General features: G+C 65.3%; 17 protein-coding genes. 7 read left to right on the top strand and 10 right to left on the bottom strand.

The annotated features are described in order from the left end of the window. Positions 1–86 precede the first annotated feature (86 nt). From ASF41_RS23465 to ASF41_RS23470, 3 genes are all read right to left on the bottom strand, one after another. A complete protein-coding gene (locus ASF41_RS23465; RefSeq protein ID WP_082503953.1) occupies positions 87–380 on the bottom strand; it encodes a WGxxGxxG family protein in 294 nt (97 codons plus the stop codon). 196 nt (positions 381–576) lie between these two features. Continuing rightward, complete coding sequence (locus ASF41_RS02890) at positions 577–960, bottom strand: hypothetical protein (RefSeq protein WP_156653181.1); 384 nt, start codon at positions 958–960, stop codon at positions 577–579. A 61-nt stretch (positions 961–1,021) separates the two neighbouring features. Continuing rightward, positions 1,022–1,213, bottom strand: coding sequence for a hypothetical protein (locus tag ASF41_RS23470; protein ID WP_082503955.1), 192 nt, complete (start codon positions 1,211–1,213; stop codon positions 1,022–1,024). Between the two features lie 118 nt (positions 1,214–1,331). On the opposite strand from ASF41_RS23470, the gene ASF41_RS02895 reads away from it, so the two are divergent. Then, entirely contained in the window at positions 1,332–1,682 is a 351-nt protein-coding gene (locus tag ASF41_RS02895; RefSeq protein ID WP_156653182.1) for a hypothetical protein, read from the top strand. Then, entirely contained in the window at positions 1,633–2,385 is a 753-nt protein-coding gene (locus tag ASF41_RS02900) for an IS6 family transposase (protein ID WP_056490674.1), read from the top strand. The genes ASF41_RS02895 and ASF41_RS02900 overlap by 50 nt, the downstream gene beginning before the upstream one ends. 103 nt (positions 2,386–2,488) lie before the next feature. Here the strand turns inward: ASF41_RS02900 and ctrA are convergent, their stop codons facing one another. The 4 genes from ctrA to ASF41_RS25765 form a co-directional block, all read right to left on the bottom strand. Further along, the gene (gene ctrA / locus ASF41_RS02905; protein ID WP_056490677.1) at positions 2,489–3,193 is read right to left on the bottom strand and encodes a response regulator transcription factor CtrA; all 705 of its coding nucleotides are present in this window, start codon (positions 3,191–3,193) and stop codon (positions 2,489–2,491) included. Between the two features lie 119 nt (positions 3,194–3,312). Continuing rightward, on the bottom strand, positions 3,313–3,747 hold the full coding sequence (locus tag ASF41_RS25875) for a hypothetical protein (protein ID WP_082503957.1): 435 nt from the start codon (positions 3,745–3,747) through the stop codon (positions 3,313–3,315). Between the two features lie 5 nt (positions 3,748–3,752). Next, complete coding sequence (locus ASF41_RS02910; protein WP_056490680.1) at positions 3,753–4,352, bottom strand: recombinase family protein; 600 nt, start codon at positions 4,350–4,352, stop codon at positions 3,753–3,755. Positions 4,353–4,516: 164 nt separating this feature from the next. Further along, positions 4,517–4,792 (bottom strand): hypothetical protein, encoded by a 276-nt coding sequence (locus ASF41_RS25765; RefSeq protein WP_210166973.1) that lies wholly within the window; start codon positions 4,790–4,792, stop codon positions 4,517–4,519. Between the two features lie 419 nt (positions 4,793–5,211). On the opposite strand from ASF41_RS25765, the gene ASF41_RS02920 reads away from it, so the two are divergent. Together ASF41_RS02920 and ASF41_RS02925 are read left to right on the top strand one after the other, a co-directional pair. After that, entirely contained in the window at positions 5,212–8,463 is a 3,252-nt protein-coding gene (locus ASF41_RS02920) for a family 16 glycosylhydrolase (protein WP_056490687.1), read from the top strand. A gap of 565 nt (positions 8,464–9,028) precedes the next feature. Next, positions 9,029–10,108, top strand: a complete 1,080-nt coding sequence (locus ASF41_RS02925; RefSeq protein ID WP_056490690.1) for an IS630 family transposase — start codon at positions 9,029–9,031, stop codon at positions 10,106–10,108. A gap of 205 nt (positions 10,109–10,313) precedes the next feature. Here the strand turns inward: ASF41_RS02925 and ASF41_RS02930 are convergent, their stop codons facing one another. Together ASF41_RS02930 and ASF41_RS02935 are read right to left on the bottom strand one after the other, a co-directional pair. Continuing rightward, a complete protein-coding gene (locus ASF41_RS02930) occupies positions 10,314–11,441 on the bottom strand; it encodes a GTP-binding protein (protein WP_056275534.1) in 1,128 nt (375 codons plus the stop codon). Between the two features lie 313 nt (positions 11,442–11,754). Next, a complete protein-coding gene (locus ASF41_RS02935; RefSeq protein ID WP_056215067.1) occupies positions 11,755–13,275 on the bottom strand; it encodes a D-alanyl-D-alanine carboxypeptidase family protein in 1,521 nt (506 codons plus the stop codon). A gap of 369 nt (positions 13,276–13,644) precedes the next feature. Here ASF41_RS02935 and queE point away from each other — a divergent pair, with 369 nt between their 5' ends. The 3 genes from queE to queC are packed head-to-tail and all read left to right on the top strand — an operon-like array spanning position 13,645 to position 15,381. Next, positions 13,645–14,277 (top strand): 7-carboxy-7-deazaguanine synthase, encoded by a 633-nt coding sequence (queE, locus tag ASF41_RS02940; RefSeq protein WP_056352631.1) that lies wholly within the window; start codon positions 13,645–13,647, stop codon positions 14,275–14,277. 34 nt (positions 14,278–14,311) lie between these two features. Continuing rightward, positions 14,312–14,677 (top strand): 6-carboxytetrahydropterin synthase QueD, encoded by a 366-nt coding sequence (gene queD, locus ASF41_RS02945; protein WP_056215059.1) that lies wholly within the window; start codon positions 14,312–14,314, stop codon positions 14,675–14,677. Then, positions 14,674–15,381, top strand: coding sequence for a 7-cyano-7-deazaguanine synthase QueC (queC, locus tag ASF41_RS02950; protein ID WP_056490693.1), 708 nt, complete (start codon positions 14,674–14,676; stop codon positions 15,379–15,381). Before queD ends, queC begins: the two co-directional genes overlap by 4 nt. On the opposite strand, the gene ASF41_RS02955 is transcribed toward queC, so the two are convergent. Then, a complete protein-coding gene (locus ASF41_RS02955) occupies positions 15,348–16,262 on the bottom strand; it encodes a Brp/Blh family beta-carotene 15,15'-dioxygenase (RefSeq protein WP_056490695.1) in 915 nt (304 codons plus the stop codon). The genes queC and ASF41_RS02955 overlap by 34 nt on opposite strands. Between the last annotated feature and the right edge of the window lie 3 nt (positions 16,263–16,265).

Genomic DNA, 16,265 nt, shown 5'->3' on the forward strand with positions numbered 1-16,265 from the left:
GATGTTTTTTCAACGCTATCGAAGGGCTTTGTAGCGGTCTTTGTAGCGATTGGCGAGCGGGAGCCCATTACAGGCTCCCGAACCAGTTAGCGGGTGGTGGTACGGCTGACGCCCGGATTAACGGCATCCACATGCTGCACCCTGGCCTTGCGTGGCATCAGACCGGCCAGTCCAGCTAAACCTAGAAGGCCAAGCCAACCCCAACTGGTGTCATCCTCGCGCCTGACCGTAGTGGTGGGTACGTTGCTCGTCGTGTTTGCTCCAGGCACCGTGCTCGGTGTCGCTGGCGCTGTGACAGCGTTGTTCGAGGGGTTCGTAGCCTGTGCGAAGGCGGGGGTGGCTAAAAAGATGGTAAGAACGGCGGCGGTAATCAGCTTCATGGCAAATTCCTCAGGTGATAACAATCAGAGGGGAAAGCATTAGCCGCGCTTTAACGTTCCTCGCTATGCCCGTTTATTTATTTTCATTTACCGAAGATTACGTCGGATTTCATCGCGGTTGCGCAGGAGAACTTAGAGGCTCGGAAGGCGTACAAGGGACGTTGGAGTACAGGACCGTCCCTCGCACGAGAGGACTTTAGTACCGACGGTCGCTGCTGTCGCTCATTCGCCGCGCAACGTAGTCCCCCGAGTAGGACTTCTGCCCGAACACCAGCCACCCGATGCCGAACCCAATGGTGCCCGCAATGAACATGCTGGCCACTGTGGTGGTGTCGGCATTGCTCACGGCGCGTCTGCCATGGCGGTAGTAGTTGGCACCACGCCTGGAGAGATCATCCACCATCTCAGGGGCTCGATCGCTGACGCTGCGAAGCGTCTCCTTCGCTTGACCGGCAACGGTGCTCAGGGTGTCATTAGCTTTACCCGTCAACACCGGCCCCTCAATCCCCGGCACCGGCCTCTTGTAGCCCGGCTGCCCAGCCACTCTGCCATTTTCGTCGCGGTGCTCGGTGTCTGCCAAGGTGGTCTCCTGTGTCAGCTATCGATGCACTTAGCGGTAGGCTCGCTGCCTACCAGCTCAGCTAGCCCTTCTTGTTGGCTCGGCTGTGCCCGACTGCGCACCCGGCAGCGGCACCTACCTTCCCGTGGCCAGCCATCTTCCCAGCCACGCCACCGACGATGGCACCCTTGATGCAGCCCTTGGCTTCCACAGGGCTGACATTGGCGAGCAGCCCAAATGCGAGGCAGGCGGTGAGTGCGAGAGTGGTCTTCATGGCGTGGTCCTCCGATTGTTGTGGTATGCCAACCGGAGGCGGGACCCGAGCGTTCCCGTGGTCTTACGGGGCCGAAGAGCGTATCCTCGTCGGCAGCCCTCTATTGAAGGCCCTTGGCATGCGCACGATCACTCGCAGCCTCCTCGGTGCCCCGTTCCTGCTGGCCACGAACGCTTACGCCTCGCAGGGGCCCGGCGCGAGACTGGGAACGGCGAGCCCCGACCTGCAGGCCTTCACCCTCACCATCGTGCTCTTCCAAGTCGTCGCCATCCTCGTCTTTGCGACGGCCCGCATCATTGGCTTCTGGGAGGGGCCTTCCCAGGACTACGATAGGGCCTGTCGCAAACGCGAATGCGCCTTCGTTCACGGATCGTTAGCCATCCCTGACCAGCTTGCCGCCTCCGCCTTGGAGCCGGCCCATGATCCTGTCTGCCATCGCCGCCAAGCTGAAGCAGCGCTCCAAGGCTGACTTCAAGGGCCGGCACTACGAGGCGTCGCTCATCGTGCAGGCCGTCTCCTGGTACCTGCGCTATCCGCTCAGCTACCGCGACATCGAGGAGTTGTTCCTGGAGCGTGGCCTGAAGGTCGATCACAGCACCCTGAACCGCTGGGTCTTGGCCTACGCGCCGCGGATCGAGAAGCGGTTGCTGCAGTTCCGCAGACCGCACTGCGGCTCGGTCCGGATCGACGAAACGTACATCAAGGTGCGAGGTGAGTGGCGCTACCTATACCGGGCCGTCGATAAGCACGGGAACCCTGTCGACTTCCTGCTGACCGCCAACCGCGATCTCGATGCGGCCAAACGCTTCTTTCGCAAGATGCTTTCGGCCGAGCCGTTGCTCGCCCCAGACCGCATCGGCACGGATGGCGCCGGCACCTACCCGCGGGCCATCGCCGAGAGCCGGAAGGCGGGCCTGCTGCCGGGAACGCCGATCCACTACGTCACCAAGCATCTGCAGCAGGGGATCGAGAGCGACCACTTCCGGGTTAAGCGGTCGATGCCGCGGGTGGGCGGCTTCCGCTCGTTCAACACGGCGCGGCGCACGATCCAGGGCTTCGAGGCCATGCTGTGGCTGCGCAAGGGCTTCGGCTTTGCCGGCGCATGGACCGTGCGCGAGCAGAACCGGATGCTTGCCGTCTGCTTCGGACTTTCACAGGCGAACAAAGCATGAAAATGGGGAGGTAGAGGCCTTTCTGCGCCCTATACCCAAGCTTGCGACAGGCCCAAACGCTGTGCTGGAAGCTCAGTCCACCATCTCAGGCTCTGAGGCAGCCTCAGCCTGCTCGTGTTGTCTGCACAGCTGCAGCGTTCTCACTGAGCATGTAGCCCCGTCCCCAAACCGTCTCAACGTAGTTCCTGCCCCCTGACGCGTTAGAGAGCTTCTTGCGCAGCTTGCAGACGAACACGTCGATGATCTTGATCTCCGGTTCGTCCATGCCACCATACAGCTGGGACAGGATCATCTCCTTCGTGAGGGTTGAGCCTCTGCGAAGAGCCAGCATCTCAAGCAGCTGGTACTCTTTGGTGGTGAGATGCACACGATCACTGCCCACCATAGCTTGTTGCGCGCCGATGTTAAGCGACAGGTCACCGCAGGTGATCACCTGATCGCTGTGACCATTTGAGCGGCGGACGATCGCGTGGATGCGGGCAACGAGCTCATCCTTGTGGAAGGGTTTGGTGAGGTAGTCGTCGGCGCCGAAGCCGAGCCCCTTCACCTTGTCCTCGATGCCAGCCATACCGGAGAGGATGAGGATGGGCGTCTTGATCTTCGAGGCTCGTAAGGACCGCAGCACCTCGTAGCCTGAAATATCGGGCAGGGTCAGATCCAAGAGGATGATGTCGTAGTCGTAGAGCTTGCCGAGATCGATTCCCTCCTCACCCAGGTCAGTGGTGTAGGTGTTGAAGCTCTCGGACTTGAGCATCAGTTCGAGGCTTGCGGCGACAGAGGCATCGTCCTCGATCAGCAGCACGCGCATGGGAACGATCCTCCGAAGGTTGAGACATCCTGAAGAGACATTGGTAACAAACCGTTAAGGTGCAGCGCCAACCCAGCACGAGGCTGGCGATCAGACAGTTCGGATGCTCTCATGCGGACTTAAGCGCTGGAGTATGGACCGCGGAAGAGATCGCCCAGCGCCTTTCGCCGGAACAGAGTTCGCCAGCGTCTCCGCTGATGCTCGGGGCGGTCGTGCTTCATGTGGCAGCGCTGACAGAAGGCAGCGAGGTTCTTCGGCCCGTTGTTGGCGGTGTCATGATCGCGGTGCCCTGTTGCCAGAACCACCCGCGTCGTGCGCACGCGTCCGAGCACGTCGTCTGCTCCGATCGCAAGGCAGATGAAGCGACCTGCTCCGTCGCGCCAGGAAGCGCCTTCAGCATCCCACCAGCGTCCGTCGCCAAGGTGGAAAACGCGCTGTCCATGCGGACGGGCGCAGACCTCGCATCGGCCACCCGCACGCTTGAAGCGGATGACGGCCGAGAGCTGTGGCCAATCGATAGGATAGAAGAAGCGGTGCTCACGTCGGATCGGCATCCGCGTCAGGCCTGCCGTGCTGCATCCGCAGCGGCGGCCTGACTGCGGGCCCGGGCCTGAGGGAAGTAGTTGTAGAAGGTGTCCCGGCTGATCCCCAGGCGCTTGGCGATGGCCGCAATGGAGATAGTGCCCGATTGTAGCAGAGCACGCGCGGCCTCGATGTCAGCTTCGGTCAGCTTCTTGGGCCGACCGCCTTTGCGCCCTCGCGCCAGGGCAGCCTTCAGCCCCTCCATGGTGCGCTCGCGATTGAGGTCGAGGAAGTACTCAGCCATGGCGCCGTGCATCTGCAGGGCAAAGCGCCCATGCGCCGTGTCGCTGTCGAACTGCTCGGTCAGAGACCGGAAGTGGACCTCGTTCTTCCGCAAGCTGTCGATGGTGCGCATCATCTCGACCAGCGAGCGACCGAGCCGATCGAGCTTCCAGACTACCAGGACGTCGGTAGGACGCAGGTAAGCAAGCGCCGCTTCGAACTCGGGGCGCTTGGTCCCAGCCTTGCCGGACTTCTTCTCCTCGAACAAGCGCTCGCACCCAGCCTTGGTCAGCGCGTCACGCTGCAGGTCGAGGTTCTGATCGAGGGTGGAGACGCGGGCATATCCGACAAGCATGTCAGGATAGTGGATCAAACGCGTTTAGTCCGCAATAGAAAATCGGTCATACTTTTCTGACATTTTTAGGCCGGTTTGTTGCTTGGCCGTTCTCACGTTTGCGCAATGCCCGCAAAACGGTCGTTTAGCTGACACTTAAACCTGTTAGAAAAGGCTGAGAAGCCTTAGAGAGCGTCGGCCCAGCCGGGCGAATATAAAATCACTCGGCCGGACGGTAGATGAACCTGGAAACTGTGGGGCACCTTGCTGTTCGGAACGTTGATCAGCTCGACTCGCATCCCAAAGCTCTTCTCGGCGTCGGGATCGGACATGTCGTGGATGATGCAGGGAACTCGCGTGCCATCCGCGAACACCGCGACGCCTTGCTCGGCCATCTCTGTGCGCTCGAACTGCCGTCGATCCTTGAACTGATTTAGATCCTTCGCGCTGTGTCGATCCACCCTCGTTCTCTCCCATGCCCGGTATTGATGGGTCCATAAAACAGCGGTGGCCTTACAAGGTTATTAAGGGCGCAACGCACGGCTGCCATATTCGAGGGCGCAGCTGCTGGCTCAACTAGAGGCTGGAACTGAGTTGCTGTTCGGTCTCGGCGGGACCTCGCCACGGACGGCTCTGCGGCTCCCGTGTACGGTCAGTGGTAGCAAAACGTGCAAGCCATCAAGGCCGCTGAGGCGTTGCGTGTCGTATATGTGACACGACCAAAGCTCTTTCGGCCACAGTATGCTAAAATCACAGTATCGCCGCATTTGAACTCAATTCACGCAGCCGTTGCCAGCGCAATAACAATTGTAAGCCTGCTTAAGATCTCGGCAGCAGAAAGTCTTACTTTTTTCTTAACCGGCACGTGAAAGGCTCCGCCGTGGCCCTGCCCGTCTCTGGATCATCTACCTCGACGATCACCCAGTCCGTTGACGGGGAGACCACCTATGGAACAGCCGGCAATGACCTCATCGTCGGTTACGGTCGGACGGGGATCGGAAGCGGCTCGCTAATCGGCAGCCTCGGCGACGACACCTACATCGTCCATTCCCAGAAGCATCGCGTGGTCGAGAAGATCAACGAGGGCATCGACACAGTTCAAGCAGACACGTCGTACACGCTGGCAGCCAACGTCGAGAACCTGACGCTTGTTGGAACCGGTGCTAACCAGGCGATCGGCAACGCATTAAACAATATCCTGATCGGAAACAGCAATAAGAACATCGTCGACGGTGGTCTCGGCGACGACGAAATGACCGGCGGCGACGGCGACGACGTGTTCTTTGTTGCCGGCCACGACACGATCATGGATTTGACCGCAGACGACTACGTCAACTTACAGAACTTCTCCAACTTCACAAGTTTTTCACAAGTGAAGGGGGCCATGCGGACGGTTGGCTCCGACACGGTCCTGACAATTGATGCGGACGACAGCGTCATCTTAAAGAATACGGCCTTGAGCTCGCTGACGGCGAGCTCGTTCATATTAGCCAACCAGGTCAGCAATTATCAGCTGGCCTTCAACGACGACTTCAACACCTTCAAGCTCAATCTCGGAACCGGAAGCACAGAGAACTGGTATCCGCTCTTCCCACGCGCCGGCCTTGCGGGTCATACCACGGTCGATCACGGCTCGATCCAGTATTTTACCTACGCCGAGGATGAGGGAACCTACGGCAAGCCGATCGGCACGAACCCCTTTGCGCTCAAGGATGGCGTGCTGACGATCAGCATGAACCCCGTCGCGGAGGCGGATAAGTTCAAATACTACGGCTACGGTTACACCTCTGGTAATATTGATAGCATCGGCAGTTTCCATCAGACGTACGGCTACTTCGAGATCCGGGCTCAACTGGTGTCCGGTCAAGGCCTGCACAACGCCTTCTGGCTGCTGCCGATGGACGGTTCGTGGCCCCCGGAGCTCGACATCGTCGAGGCGCGGGGTGTGGACCCCACGCACACCATCGGCGGTGTGCACTGGGGATCGGGGGCCTCCGCCGGAACCTTCTCCGTGCCCACGGCCACGACTGAGTTCCACACCTACGGCCTGGATTGGGAGCCCGACTACCTGACCTGGTACATCGACGGGGTCGCGGTGCGCACCATATCGACGCCCAAGGGGCTCGACGTGCCGATGTACATGCTCGCCAACCTCGGCGGAGGCAGCGACTGGGCCGGCGATCCGGATGCGACCACGCCGTTCCCGGCCAATATGAAGATCGACTACATCCGCGCCTATGCGAGCGAGCATACGATCGAGAAGGGTGTCCCGTTCAACACCGTCGGGACGGCTGCGAACGAGAAGCTGTATGGCACCAACTTAGGCGACACCCTGAACGGCGGTCTCGGTGACGATGCCCTCTATGGCGGAGCCGGCAACGACACGCTGACGGGCGGTGGGGGCAAGGACCTGTTGGACGGTGGCTTCGGCGACGACACCTACATCGTCACTGCCACGACGGACCAGATCGCCGAGGGCGGGAACAAGGGGATCGACACTGTTCAGACCGCGCTAAGCAGTTGGACCCTGACGCTCAATGTCGAAAACCTGAGCTATACGGGCTCGGGCGACTTCAACGGCAGCGGGAACAGCGAAGACAACATCATCAAGTCGGCGGGGGGCAACGACTTGCTCAACGGCGGGGCTGGTGATGATCAGCTCTATGGGGCCGGCGGAAACGATACGCTGAACGGTGGTGACGGTGACGACGTTGCATACGGCGGATCGGGTGACGACCTCCTGCGCGGCAACGCTGGGAACGACAAGCTCTTCGGCGGGGATGGCAAGGACATCATCAGGGCCGATGACGGCGACGACACCATTGACGGGGGCGCCGACGACGACGCCCTGCAAGGCGGCCTGGGCAACGACGTCATTGTCGGCGGCAGCGGCAACGATCTCCTGAACGGCAACGAGGGCAACGACACGTTGTCCGGCGGGATTGGGGACGACACGTATTACGTCGACTCGGCCGACGACACCGTCATCGAGAAGGCAAACGAGGGCATCGATCTTGTCCGGAGCACGTTCGGAACCTTCACGCTGTCCGAGAATGTGGAGAACCTCCTTTTCACCGGCACCGGCGACTTCAGAGGTACCGGCAACGCCCTCGCCAACAAGATCAGTGGCGGTGCCGGCAACGATGTGCTCGACGGGCGGGGCGGCGCCGATAGCCTGACTGGCGGTGCGGGCAACGACATCTTCGTCATGCGCGCGGGTGAGGCGAATGGTGACCGGATCGTCGACTTCGCGGGCGCCGGCGTCGACGGAGGCGATATCCTCCACCTTGTCGGCTACGCGGCGAACGCCACCATCGAGCAGGTCAACGGGACCGACTTCTACGTTATCGCCTCGAACGGCACGACCGAGACGATTGAGATCAACAATGTCTTCACTCTGAAGCCGGGCGACTTTGCGTTCAGCGGAACCGGAGCTCCCCAGACGGTCGAAACGAGCGCCCAGGCGTTCACGCTGCCCGATGGATCGGTGAACCTCGTGTTCACCGGCACGGGCGGGTTCTCAGGCACCGGCAACGCGCTCGCCAACAGCATCTCGGGCGGCAGTGTCAACGACCGCCTCGACGGTGCGAGCGGCAGAGACTCACTGCGGGGTGGCAGCGGCAATGACACCTACATTGTCGACAATGTCGGCGATGCCGTGATCGAGTCGGCCGGGCAGGGCACCGACCGGGTGCTGAGCAAGGTCAGCTACACCTTGGCCGATAACGTCGAGAACTTGGCATTGTGCACCAAGGCAGCGATCAACGGCACCGGCAACGCTCTCGCCAACAAGATCGTCGGCAATGCTGGCGCCAACGTACTCGATGGGCGAGGCGGTGCGGACACCCTGACAGGCGGGCTGGGTGACGACACCTTCGTGTTCCGCCTCGGCGAGGCCCACGGCGACAAGGTCACGGACTTCACCGGTGCCGGTTTGGCGTCGGGCGATCACCTGGAGTTCTACGGCTTCGGCGCAGGCGCAACGTTCACCCATGCAGCGAACTCGGACCTCTACACCATCACGGCGGATGCGGCGCATGGTGGGGCGAGCGAGACGTTCCAGCTCGTGGGCGTGACTAACCTCGACCTGCTCACAGGCACTGGCCACAACGACGTCCTGCTGTTCGCCTGAGGCGAAGCAGACCAGACCCTATGGCTTACCCCTCCGCGGGTGAGCCATAAGAACACGCCTGAGAGTACCGGGCACCATGACGATCAGATGGTGACCATCTCGGCACAAGCCAGGCCGTGCTGCATTCAGATCGCCAAATGTGGCTTCTGGACAGCCCTTCCTGACGGGTTTGAGTGTCAGGTTTACGATCGAATATCCGGCGCCGTTGAGCTATGCAGCTTGCGCAGGTGTAGCCTCCGGTAGGCATGCCAGTGGACGAGCATATCCAGATGCTTTTGATCTCTGAAAAAACTGATTGCTTTCAGAACACGTCAAAGCGTTGCATCTGCAAGATAGGCCAGCCTTCAGCTGTGTAAACCTCGCTCAGATCGATGAGGAAGTCACCGAGCCTCCTAGTGGTTAAGGTCTGACGGTTGAGTCCGCGTGGGGTTTCGGTTTGAGGCCTGTCCTGCGAGTCTGGCGGGATGCGCAGTGGCATCTCCTTCACGCTCTNCTAGTGGTTAAGGTCTGACGGTTGAGTCCGCGTGGGGTTTCGGTTTGAGGCCTGTCCTGCGAGTCTGGCGGGATGCGCAGTGGCATCTCCTTCACGCTCTCCAGTTCGGATCGGCTTCGGCTCGAAGCGCTCGTTGCGGATCGAAACACGCCGCAGAAGCACGTCTGGCGCGCCCGTATCGTGCTGCTGAGCGCCGATGGGCTCGGGACGCATGCGACCATGCGTGAGGCGGGCGTGTCCAAGACCGTGGTCTGGCGCTGGCAAGACCGTTTCGCGCAGGAGGGCGTCGACGGGCTCCTTCGGGATAAGACGCGGCCGGCGCGCATCCCGCGGCTCGGACCGGAGGTGGCGGCGCGCGTGGTCGCTCTGACGCAAGGAGATCCGCCCGGCGAGACCACGCATTGGACGGCCGCCGCCATGAGCAAGGTCGCGGCCATCAGCATCTCGTCGGTGCAGCGGATCTGGCGCGGGCATGGTCTGCAGCCGCATCGGATCCGGCAGTTCAAGCTTTCCACCGACCCTGCCTTCGCAACCAAACTGCGCGATGTCGTCGGGCTCTACGTCGAGCCGCCGGCCCATGCCGTCGTGCTCTCGGTCGACGAGAAGAGCCAGATCCAGGCGCTCGCCCGCACGCAGGCCCCGTTGCCGATGAAGCCGGGCCAGCCGACGACGCGCACCCACGACTACAAGCGCCACGGCACCACGACCCTGTTCGCCGCCCTGGACGTGCTGGAGGGCAAAGTGATCGGCCGCTGCATGCAGCGCCATCGGCATCAGGAGTTCATTCGCTTCCTCAATACGGTTGAGGCTGCGGTTCCGGCGGGCAAGATCGTCCACGCGATCCTGGACAACTACGCCGTCCACAAGCACCCGAAGGTCCGTGCCTGGCTCGACCGCCACCCGCGATGGACCTTCCACTTCACCCCAACCTCAGCCTCATGGCTCAATGCCGTCGAGGGCTTCTTCGCCAAGCTCGCAAAACGCCGGCTCCGACGCGGCGTGTTCGGATCGCTGATCGAGGTGCAGGCGGCCATCAAGCGCTTCATCGCTGAGAGCAACGGCGACCCAAAGCCCTTCGTCTGGACTGCCGACCCGGATCGCATCATCCAGGCCGCAAAGCGCGGGCACCAAATGTTAGACTCGCACCACTAGNGCTGAGAGCAACGGCGACCCAAAGCCCTTCGTCTGGACTGCCGACCCGGATCGCATCATCCAGGCCGCAAAGCGCGGGCACCAAATGTTAGACTCGCACCACTAGAGCATGTTCAAGCGAGGTGGATTCCGGCTCGCGTGAAGAAAATGCGACCACACAATAGATCAGGGCAATTTCGGTGATCCAGAGATCACCGAAATTGCCCTAGCCGCCCGGAATCGCCAGGGGATTGTGGGTCAGCGCCGCCGCGTCGGGCGCATCGATGCGCGGCCGTCCGAGGAAGGCGTCCCACAGGCGGGTGACGAAGGCCGGGTCGAGGTCGCGCAGAATCAGGACGAGGCGCGAGCGATGGTCGGCATCGGGCCAGGCCTCGAGATGGACCGGGGCGTGGATCACGTGCTGCACCCCGTGCACCACCAGCGGCCGGTCGGGGGCATCGGCCAGGGCCACGAGCCCCTTCAGGCGCAGCAGGTTCGGACCGTGGGCCGAGCGCAGGAGATCGAGGAACATCTCGAAGGCGGCCCGGGGCACGGGCACGTCGCTGGTCAGGCTGAAGGCGCGGATCGCGGCATCGTGCCGGTTCACGTCGTGCCGGTGGTGGCCGTGGTGGTGGTGCCCCGCGTGGTCGTGCCCGTGATGGGCCTCGCGCGCGGCCTCTTCGCCGAGCCAGGCGCGCACGTCATCGCTCTTGCCGTCGAGGCCGAACAGGCCGCCGAGGAGCTCGGCGGGCGCCACCGCGGCCGCGTGCAGGGGCGCCGTCGGGTTCAGGGCCCGCAGGCGCGCCTCCAGGGCGCGGCCGTCATCCTCCGCCAGATCCCGTTTCGTCACCACGATCTGGTCGGCCACCGCCACCTGCCGCACGGCCTCGGCATGGGCGTCGAGGGTCGCGGCGCCGTTGACCGCGTCGACCACGGTGACGACGCCCTGCAGGCGGTACCGGATGACGAGGTAGGGATGGTAGATCAGCGCGTGCAGGATCGGGGCGGGGTCGGCGAGGCCCGTCGTCTCGATCACCACCCGGCGGAAGGGCTGGATGCGGCCGTTGTCGCGCTTGCGCAGCAGGTCTTCCAGCGTCGCGATGAGATCGCCCCGCACCGTGCAGCACAGGCAGCCCGCCCCGAGCAGGACCATGTCCTCGTCGATCCGCTCGATCAGCAGATGGTCGAGGCCGATCTCGCCGAACTCGTTGACGATGACCACGGTGTCGGCCAGCGCCGGATCGCGCAGCATCCGGTTCAGCAGCGTCGTCTTGCCGGCCCCGAGGAAGCCGGTGAGGACGGTGAGCGGGATCGGCTCGGGCGCGCGGGGATCGGGCTTGGACAGGTCGGTCATCCCCCTGACCTAGCCCTCCGGGCGGCGGCGCTCAATCCTCGTGGGTGTTATAATGTTACAGAACACACACGTGTGGGGTTGGCGCATGGGGCTGAAGCAGGGCCGTCGTCCCGGAACGCATGATATAACGCATACCGTCATTCCGGGGCGCCGAAGGCGAGCCCGGAATCCAGAACCGCTGACTGTGGACAGTCCTGCACCTTCGGCGTGTCTGGATTCCGGGCTCCGCTCCGCGGCCCCGGAATGACGTGGGGCTGAAACGGGCCCGTGGGCGAGGCCGGCCGCACCGCGCGAACCGCCCCCCGAAACCGTCCTACTCGTCCGCCTGGGCCTTGCTGGCCGCCTTGGTCGCCTTCGCCTTGGCGGCGGCACCGGCCGGCTTGTTCTCGGCCTTGGCACCCGCCTTGGGGGCCGCCTTCGCCGCCGGCTTCTTGACCGCGCCGACTTTCAGCTTCGGCGCGCCCTCCATCACGGGCGTCGACTCGGCGGGGGCGTAGGCGCTGGCCGTGGCCGGAACGCCGGCCTTGCCGCGGGCGAGGGCCTTCTTCGGCTCGGGCTTGGCGGCGGCCTTCGGGGCGGGGGCGGCCGCCTTGGCCTGGTGCGCGGCCTCGCGCTTGGCCGCGACCGCCTCGAGCTTGGCCTTGCGGGCCTCCGCGAGCTTGGCGGCCTTCTCCGCCTTCTCGGCCTCTTCCTGCTCGTTCAGCGCGATGGCGCCCTCGGCCGGGTCGCGGCCGATCCAGACCAGGATCGGCTGCAGCGGGGCGCGGGGCGGCAGGGCGCGGTTGCGCAGGGCGGCGCTGTTCATGGTGGCGAAGGCCAGCGCCGCGGAGGGCGGGGCGGCGGCGGCCATCAGCTGCGCGTTGGCGTTGTCGGCGCTGGCGCCGGCGGCGCTCGCGCTGGCCGTGATGGCGCCCTGGCCCTCGTCCACCGGCATCGGCTTCTTGCGGTCGCAGATGTAGGGCCGCATGTCCGGCGGCTCCGAGAGGCCGGAGGACGGCAGGGCGTCGAGGGTCTGGGCGCCCCAGCCGGGGGACTGGCTGAAGCCGTAATCGAACAGGTCGGCCGCCTTCAGGTCGCGCTCGCGGGCGCTGGGCTGGCCCATCACCACGGTGAGGATGCGGCGTCCGTTGCGGGTCGCGGTCGCCACCACGTTGAAGCCGCCCGAGCAGATGAAGCCGGTCTTCATGCCGTCGGCGCCGGCATAGCGGCCCAGGAGACCGTTGTGGTTGGCCATCACCGAGCGGCCGAACTGGATCGCGCTGATCGAGAACAGCGCGCGGCTCTCGGGGAAGTCGCGGATCAGGGCGCGCCCGAGGACCGCCATGTCGCGCGCCGAGGTCCATTGCCGGGCATCGGGCAGACCGTTGGGGTTGGTCCAGCGGCTCTCGCGCATGCCGATGCGCTGGGCGGTCTCGTTCATCATCTGGGCGAAGCCCTCGACGGAGCCGCCGAGATTCTCGCCGATCGCCCAGGCCACGTCGTTGGCCGACTTGACCATGATGATCTTCAGGGCGTTGTCGAGGGTGAGCTTGGTGCCCGGGCGGAACCCCATCTTCGAGGGCGGCTCGGCGGCGGCCGCCGGCGAGATGGTCAGGAGCGTGTCGAGGGAGAGCTTGCCCTGCCGGACGAGGTCCAGGGCGACGTAGGTCGTCATCAGCTTGGTGATGGAGGCCGGGAACCACGGGTCCGTGGCCGCCTGCCCGTAGATCACCTTGCCGGAATCGACATCGACCACGAGGATCGGTGCGGTGGTGGCGCTCGCGGAACCCGCACCCAGCAGGCCCGCCGCCACCGCGAGACCGACGACGAGGCGCCTCAACAATCCGTTCGACATCAGGCCTGTCTCAAGAAGGAACGCCCCGGCCCAATCGATGATCGGCCCTGGCGGGAAGCCGGTCAACGGCCAAGCTGGCATGCCACCCCTCCGGGAGCGGCGGCAAGCGCGCCTCGCCGGATCGTGACACGGTCTCCACAAAGCCGCGTTCCGTGGCAGGAGCATGGCAGAGCCTCTCGCAGACGCGAGAGGCCGGCGGAATCATGGTATACCGCCGCCCTCCGCATGGGTGGGGGCCGCCGGGCCCCGTGGTGCCCGCGCCGGGGACCGCTTATGTGCGCGTGGGGCGCTTATCGCGGCCGACGGATGTTTCAGAGGATGGGGTGCGCTTGGCCCGGACGGTTCGCCGGGGCGGGTGCCGAGGACGTGATGGCGTACGCAGTCAAGGAACTGTTCCACACCCTGCAGGGCGAGGGCGCGCAGGCCGGCCGCGCGGCGGTGTTCTGCCGCTTTGCCGGCTGCAATCTCTGGTCGGGCCGCGAGGAGGACCGCGCCACCGCGGCCTGCCGGTTCTGCGACACCGACTTCGTCGGGATGGATGGCGAGGGCGGCGGGCGCTTTTCCACGGCGCCGGACCTGGCCGACGCCATCGCGAAGACCTGGGCCGGCGGGCCGCGTCACCGCTACGTCGTGTTCACCGGCGGCGAGCCGCTGCTCCAGCTCGACGACGCCCTGATCGCGGCCGTCCACGCAGCCGGCTTCGAGATCGCGGTGGAGACCAACGGCACCCTGGCGGCCCCGGCCGGGATCGACTGGATCTGCGTCAGCCCCAAGGCCGGCAACCCGATCGTCCAGCGCAGCGGGCACGAGCTCAAGCTCGTCTTCCCGCAGGCGGAGGCGGGACCGGAGGCCTTCGCGGATCTCGACTTCCGCCACCACTGGCTCCAGCCCATGGACGGGCCGGACCGGCTCGCCCACACCGCCGAGGCGGTCGCCTATTGCCGGCGCGACGCGCGCTGGCGCCTCTCGCTCCAGACGCACAAGATCATCGGGATTCCTTGAGGATCCCGCCCGCTCGCACCATGAAGATTGCTCGATGAAGATCACCCAAGCCTTCACCTTCGAGGCGGCCCACCGCCTGCCGAACGTGCCCGAGACCCATCGCTGCCACCGCATGCACGGGCATTCCTACCGGGTCGAGCTCACCCTCTCGGGGGCCGTCGATCCGGCCAGCGGCTGGGTGGTGGATTTCTTCGACGTCGAGCACGCCTTCGCGCCGGTGCTGGCGCGCCTCGACCATTACTGCCTCAACGAGATCGAGGGGCTGGAGAACCCCACCGCCGAGCACATCGCGGCCTGGATCTGGGACCGCACCAAGGCGGCGCTGCCGGCCCTCTCCTCCGTGAAGGTCTACGAGACGCCGATGTCCTGGGCCGAGTACGAGGGCGAGAGCCAGCGATGAGCGCGGGGCGCGCCCTGGTCCTGTTCTCGGGGGGCCAGGATTCCACCACCTGCCTCGCCTGGGCCCTGGAGCGCTTCGCGCATGTCGAGACCCTCGGCTTCGATTACGGCCAGCGCCACCGGATCGAACTCGACTGCCGGGACGCCCTGCGGACGGGGATCGCGGCTCTGAAACCCGAATGGGCCGCGCGCCTCGGCGACGACCATACGCTCGCCCTCGACGCCCTGGGCCAGGTCTCCGAGACGGCGCTCACCCGCGACACCGCCATCGCGTTCGAGGCCGGCGGATTGCCCAACACCTTCGTGCCGGGCCGCAACCTCCTGTTCCTGACCTTCGCGGCGGCGCTGGCCTATCGCCGCGCGCTGACGCACCTCGTCGGCGGCATGTGCGAGACCGACTATTCGGGCTACCCGGATTGCCGGGACGACACCATCAAGGCGCTGCAGGTGGCGCTGAACCTCGGCATGGACCGGCGCTTCGTCCTGCACACGCCCTTGATGTGGATCGACAAGGCCGAGACCTGGGCCCTGGCCCGGGACCTCGGCGGACAGCCGCTGGTCGACCTCGTCGTCGAGGACAGCCACACCTGCTACCTCGGCACCCGCGGGGACCGCCATCCCTGGGGACACGGCTGCGGCCAGTGCCCGGCCTGTGATCTGCGGGCCCGGGGCTATGCCAAGTTCGTCGCCGAACCGGTCGCCTGAACCGCCGGCGCCCGGGCCGCGATCCGGTCGAGGAGGACGTGCGGCACCGTCAGGGCCGACAGCATCCGCAGGGTGAGGCACAGCAGGGTGGCGGCGGGGTCGTCCGTGCCGGCGGCGTAGAGCGGCCACAGGGCTGCGCCGAGCAGGAGGGTCAGGCCGAACACCGGCAGCGACGCGCGGACGGCCTTGCCCATCGTGTCGATGCCCGGCGCCCGGGTCGGATCGCGCACCAGCGCCCGCATGTGCCGGGGACCGTGGAGTCCGACGAAGTACAGGGTGAAGGCGGTGAGCGGCGGCAGCAGCCAGAAGGCGGCCGCCAGGGCGGCCATCTCGCCGCGCACGGACCAGGGTCGCCGCCCCGCGAACACCCAGGAGGCCGCGAGGGCGAGCCAGACCCAGGACGCCGCCACCCACCAGCCGGGAAGCACCGGCATCGGCAGGCGCGTGACGGCCGCGAACAGCCCGGCGGTCTCCTCGGGCCGCAGCAGCGCCGGCAGCGCGACCGGCAGCCCCCCGCGCACCAGGACCTCGAGGGGCCGGTCCGGGCCGGCATCCTCCTCGCCGAAATGCAGGACCGACAGGGCGAGGAAGCCCGCCAGGGTCGCCAGCGGGGCGACCTGCCAGGCGAGCAGGACCAGGCCCGCGAGGCCCAGATACGGAACCGCGAAGATCCCGAACCAGGCCCATCCGAAGCGGGGGCGCAGCAGGGGCGCCGCCACGGCCCCGTCCAGGGCGCCGTGCGGCACGCCGAGCCCGATCACCACCGCCAGGGCCGCGAGCCAGGACGCCTCGCGCGGCAGGGCCGCGGAGGCGACGAGGGCGAGCGCCGTGCCGGCCCCCGCCAGGGGCAGGAGCCCCGCGAGGGACGCGCGCGCCGCCATCCG

Source organism: Methylobacterium sp. Leaf111 (genome assembly GCF_001423285.1).
Taxonomy (GTDB): Bacteria; Pseudomonadota; Alphaproteobacteria; order Rhizobiales; family Beijerinckiaceae; genus Methylobacterium.

Excerpts from the sequence above, each read along its gene's own strand:
- queC (WP_056490693.1), top strand. The coding sequence starts at position 14,674 with ATGAGCGCGGGGCGCGCCCTGGTCCTGTTCTCGGGGGGCCAGGATTCC.
- queE (WP_056352631.1), top strand. The coding sequence starts at position 13,645 with ATGGCGTACGCAGTCAAGGAACTGTTCCACACCCTGCAGGGCGAGGGC.
- ASF41_RS02925 (WP_056490690.1), top strand. The coding sequence starts at position 9,029 with ATGCGCAGTGGCATCTCCTTCACGCTCTCCAGTTCGGATCGGCTTCGG.
- ASF41_RS02910 (WP_056490680.1), bottom strand. The coding sequence starts at position 4,352 with ATGCTTGTCGGATATGCCCGCGTCTCCACCCTCGATCAGAACCTCGAC.
- ASF41_RS23465 (WP_082503953.1), bottom strand. The coding sequence starts at position 380 with ATGAAGCTGATTACCGCCGCCGTTCTTACCATCTTTTTAGCCACCCCC.
- ASF41_RS02930 (WP_056275534.1), bottom strand. The coding sequence starts at position 11,441 with ATGACCGACCTGTCCAAGCCCGATCCCCGCGCGCCCGAGCCGATCCCG.
- ASF41_RS02955 (WP_056490695.1), bottom strand. The coding sequence starts at position 16,262 with ATGGCGGCGCGCGCGTCCCTCGCGGGGCTCCTGCCCCTGGCGGGGGCC.
- ASF41_RS02900 (WP_056490674.1), top strand. The coding sequence starts at position 1,633 with ATGATCCTGTCTGCCATCGCCGCCAAGCTGAAGCAGCGCTCCAAGGCT.
- ctrA (WP_056490677.1), bottom strand. The coding sequence starts at position 3,193 with ATGCGCGTGCTGCTGATCGAGGACGATGCCTCTGTCGCCGCAAGCCTC.
- ASF41_RS02935 (WP_056215067.1), bottom strand. The coding sequence starts at position 13,275 with ATGTCGAACGGATTGTTGAGGCGCCTCGTCGTCGGTCTCGCGGTGGCG.
- ASF41_RS25875 (WP_082503957.1), bottom strand. The coding sequence starts at position 3,747 with ATGCCGATCCGACGTGAGCACCGCTTCTTCTATCCTATCGATTGGCCA.
- ASF41_RS23470 (WP_082503955.1), bottom strand. The coding sequence starts at position 1,213 with ATGAAGACCACTCTCGCACTCACCGCCTGCCTCGCATTTGGGCTGCTC.
- ASF41_RS02895 (WP_156653182.1), top strand. The coding sequence starts at position 1,332 with ATGCGCACGATCACTCGCAGCCTCCTCGGTGCCCCGTTCCTGCTGGCC.
- queD (WP_056215059.1), top strand. The coding sequence starts at position 14,312 with ATGAAGATCACCCAAGCCTTCACCTTCGAGGCGGCCCACCGCCTGCCG.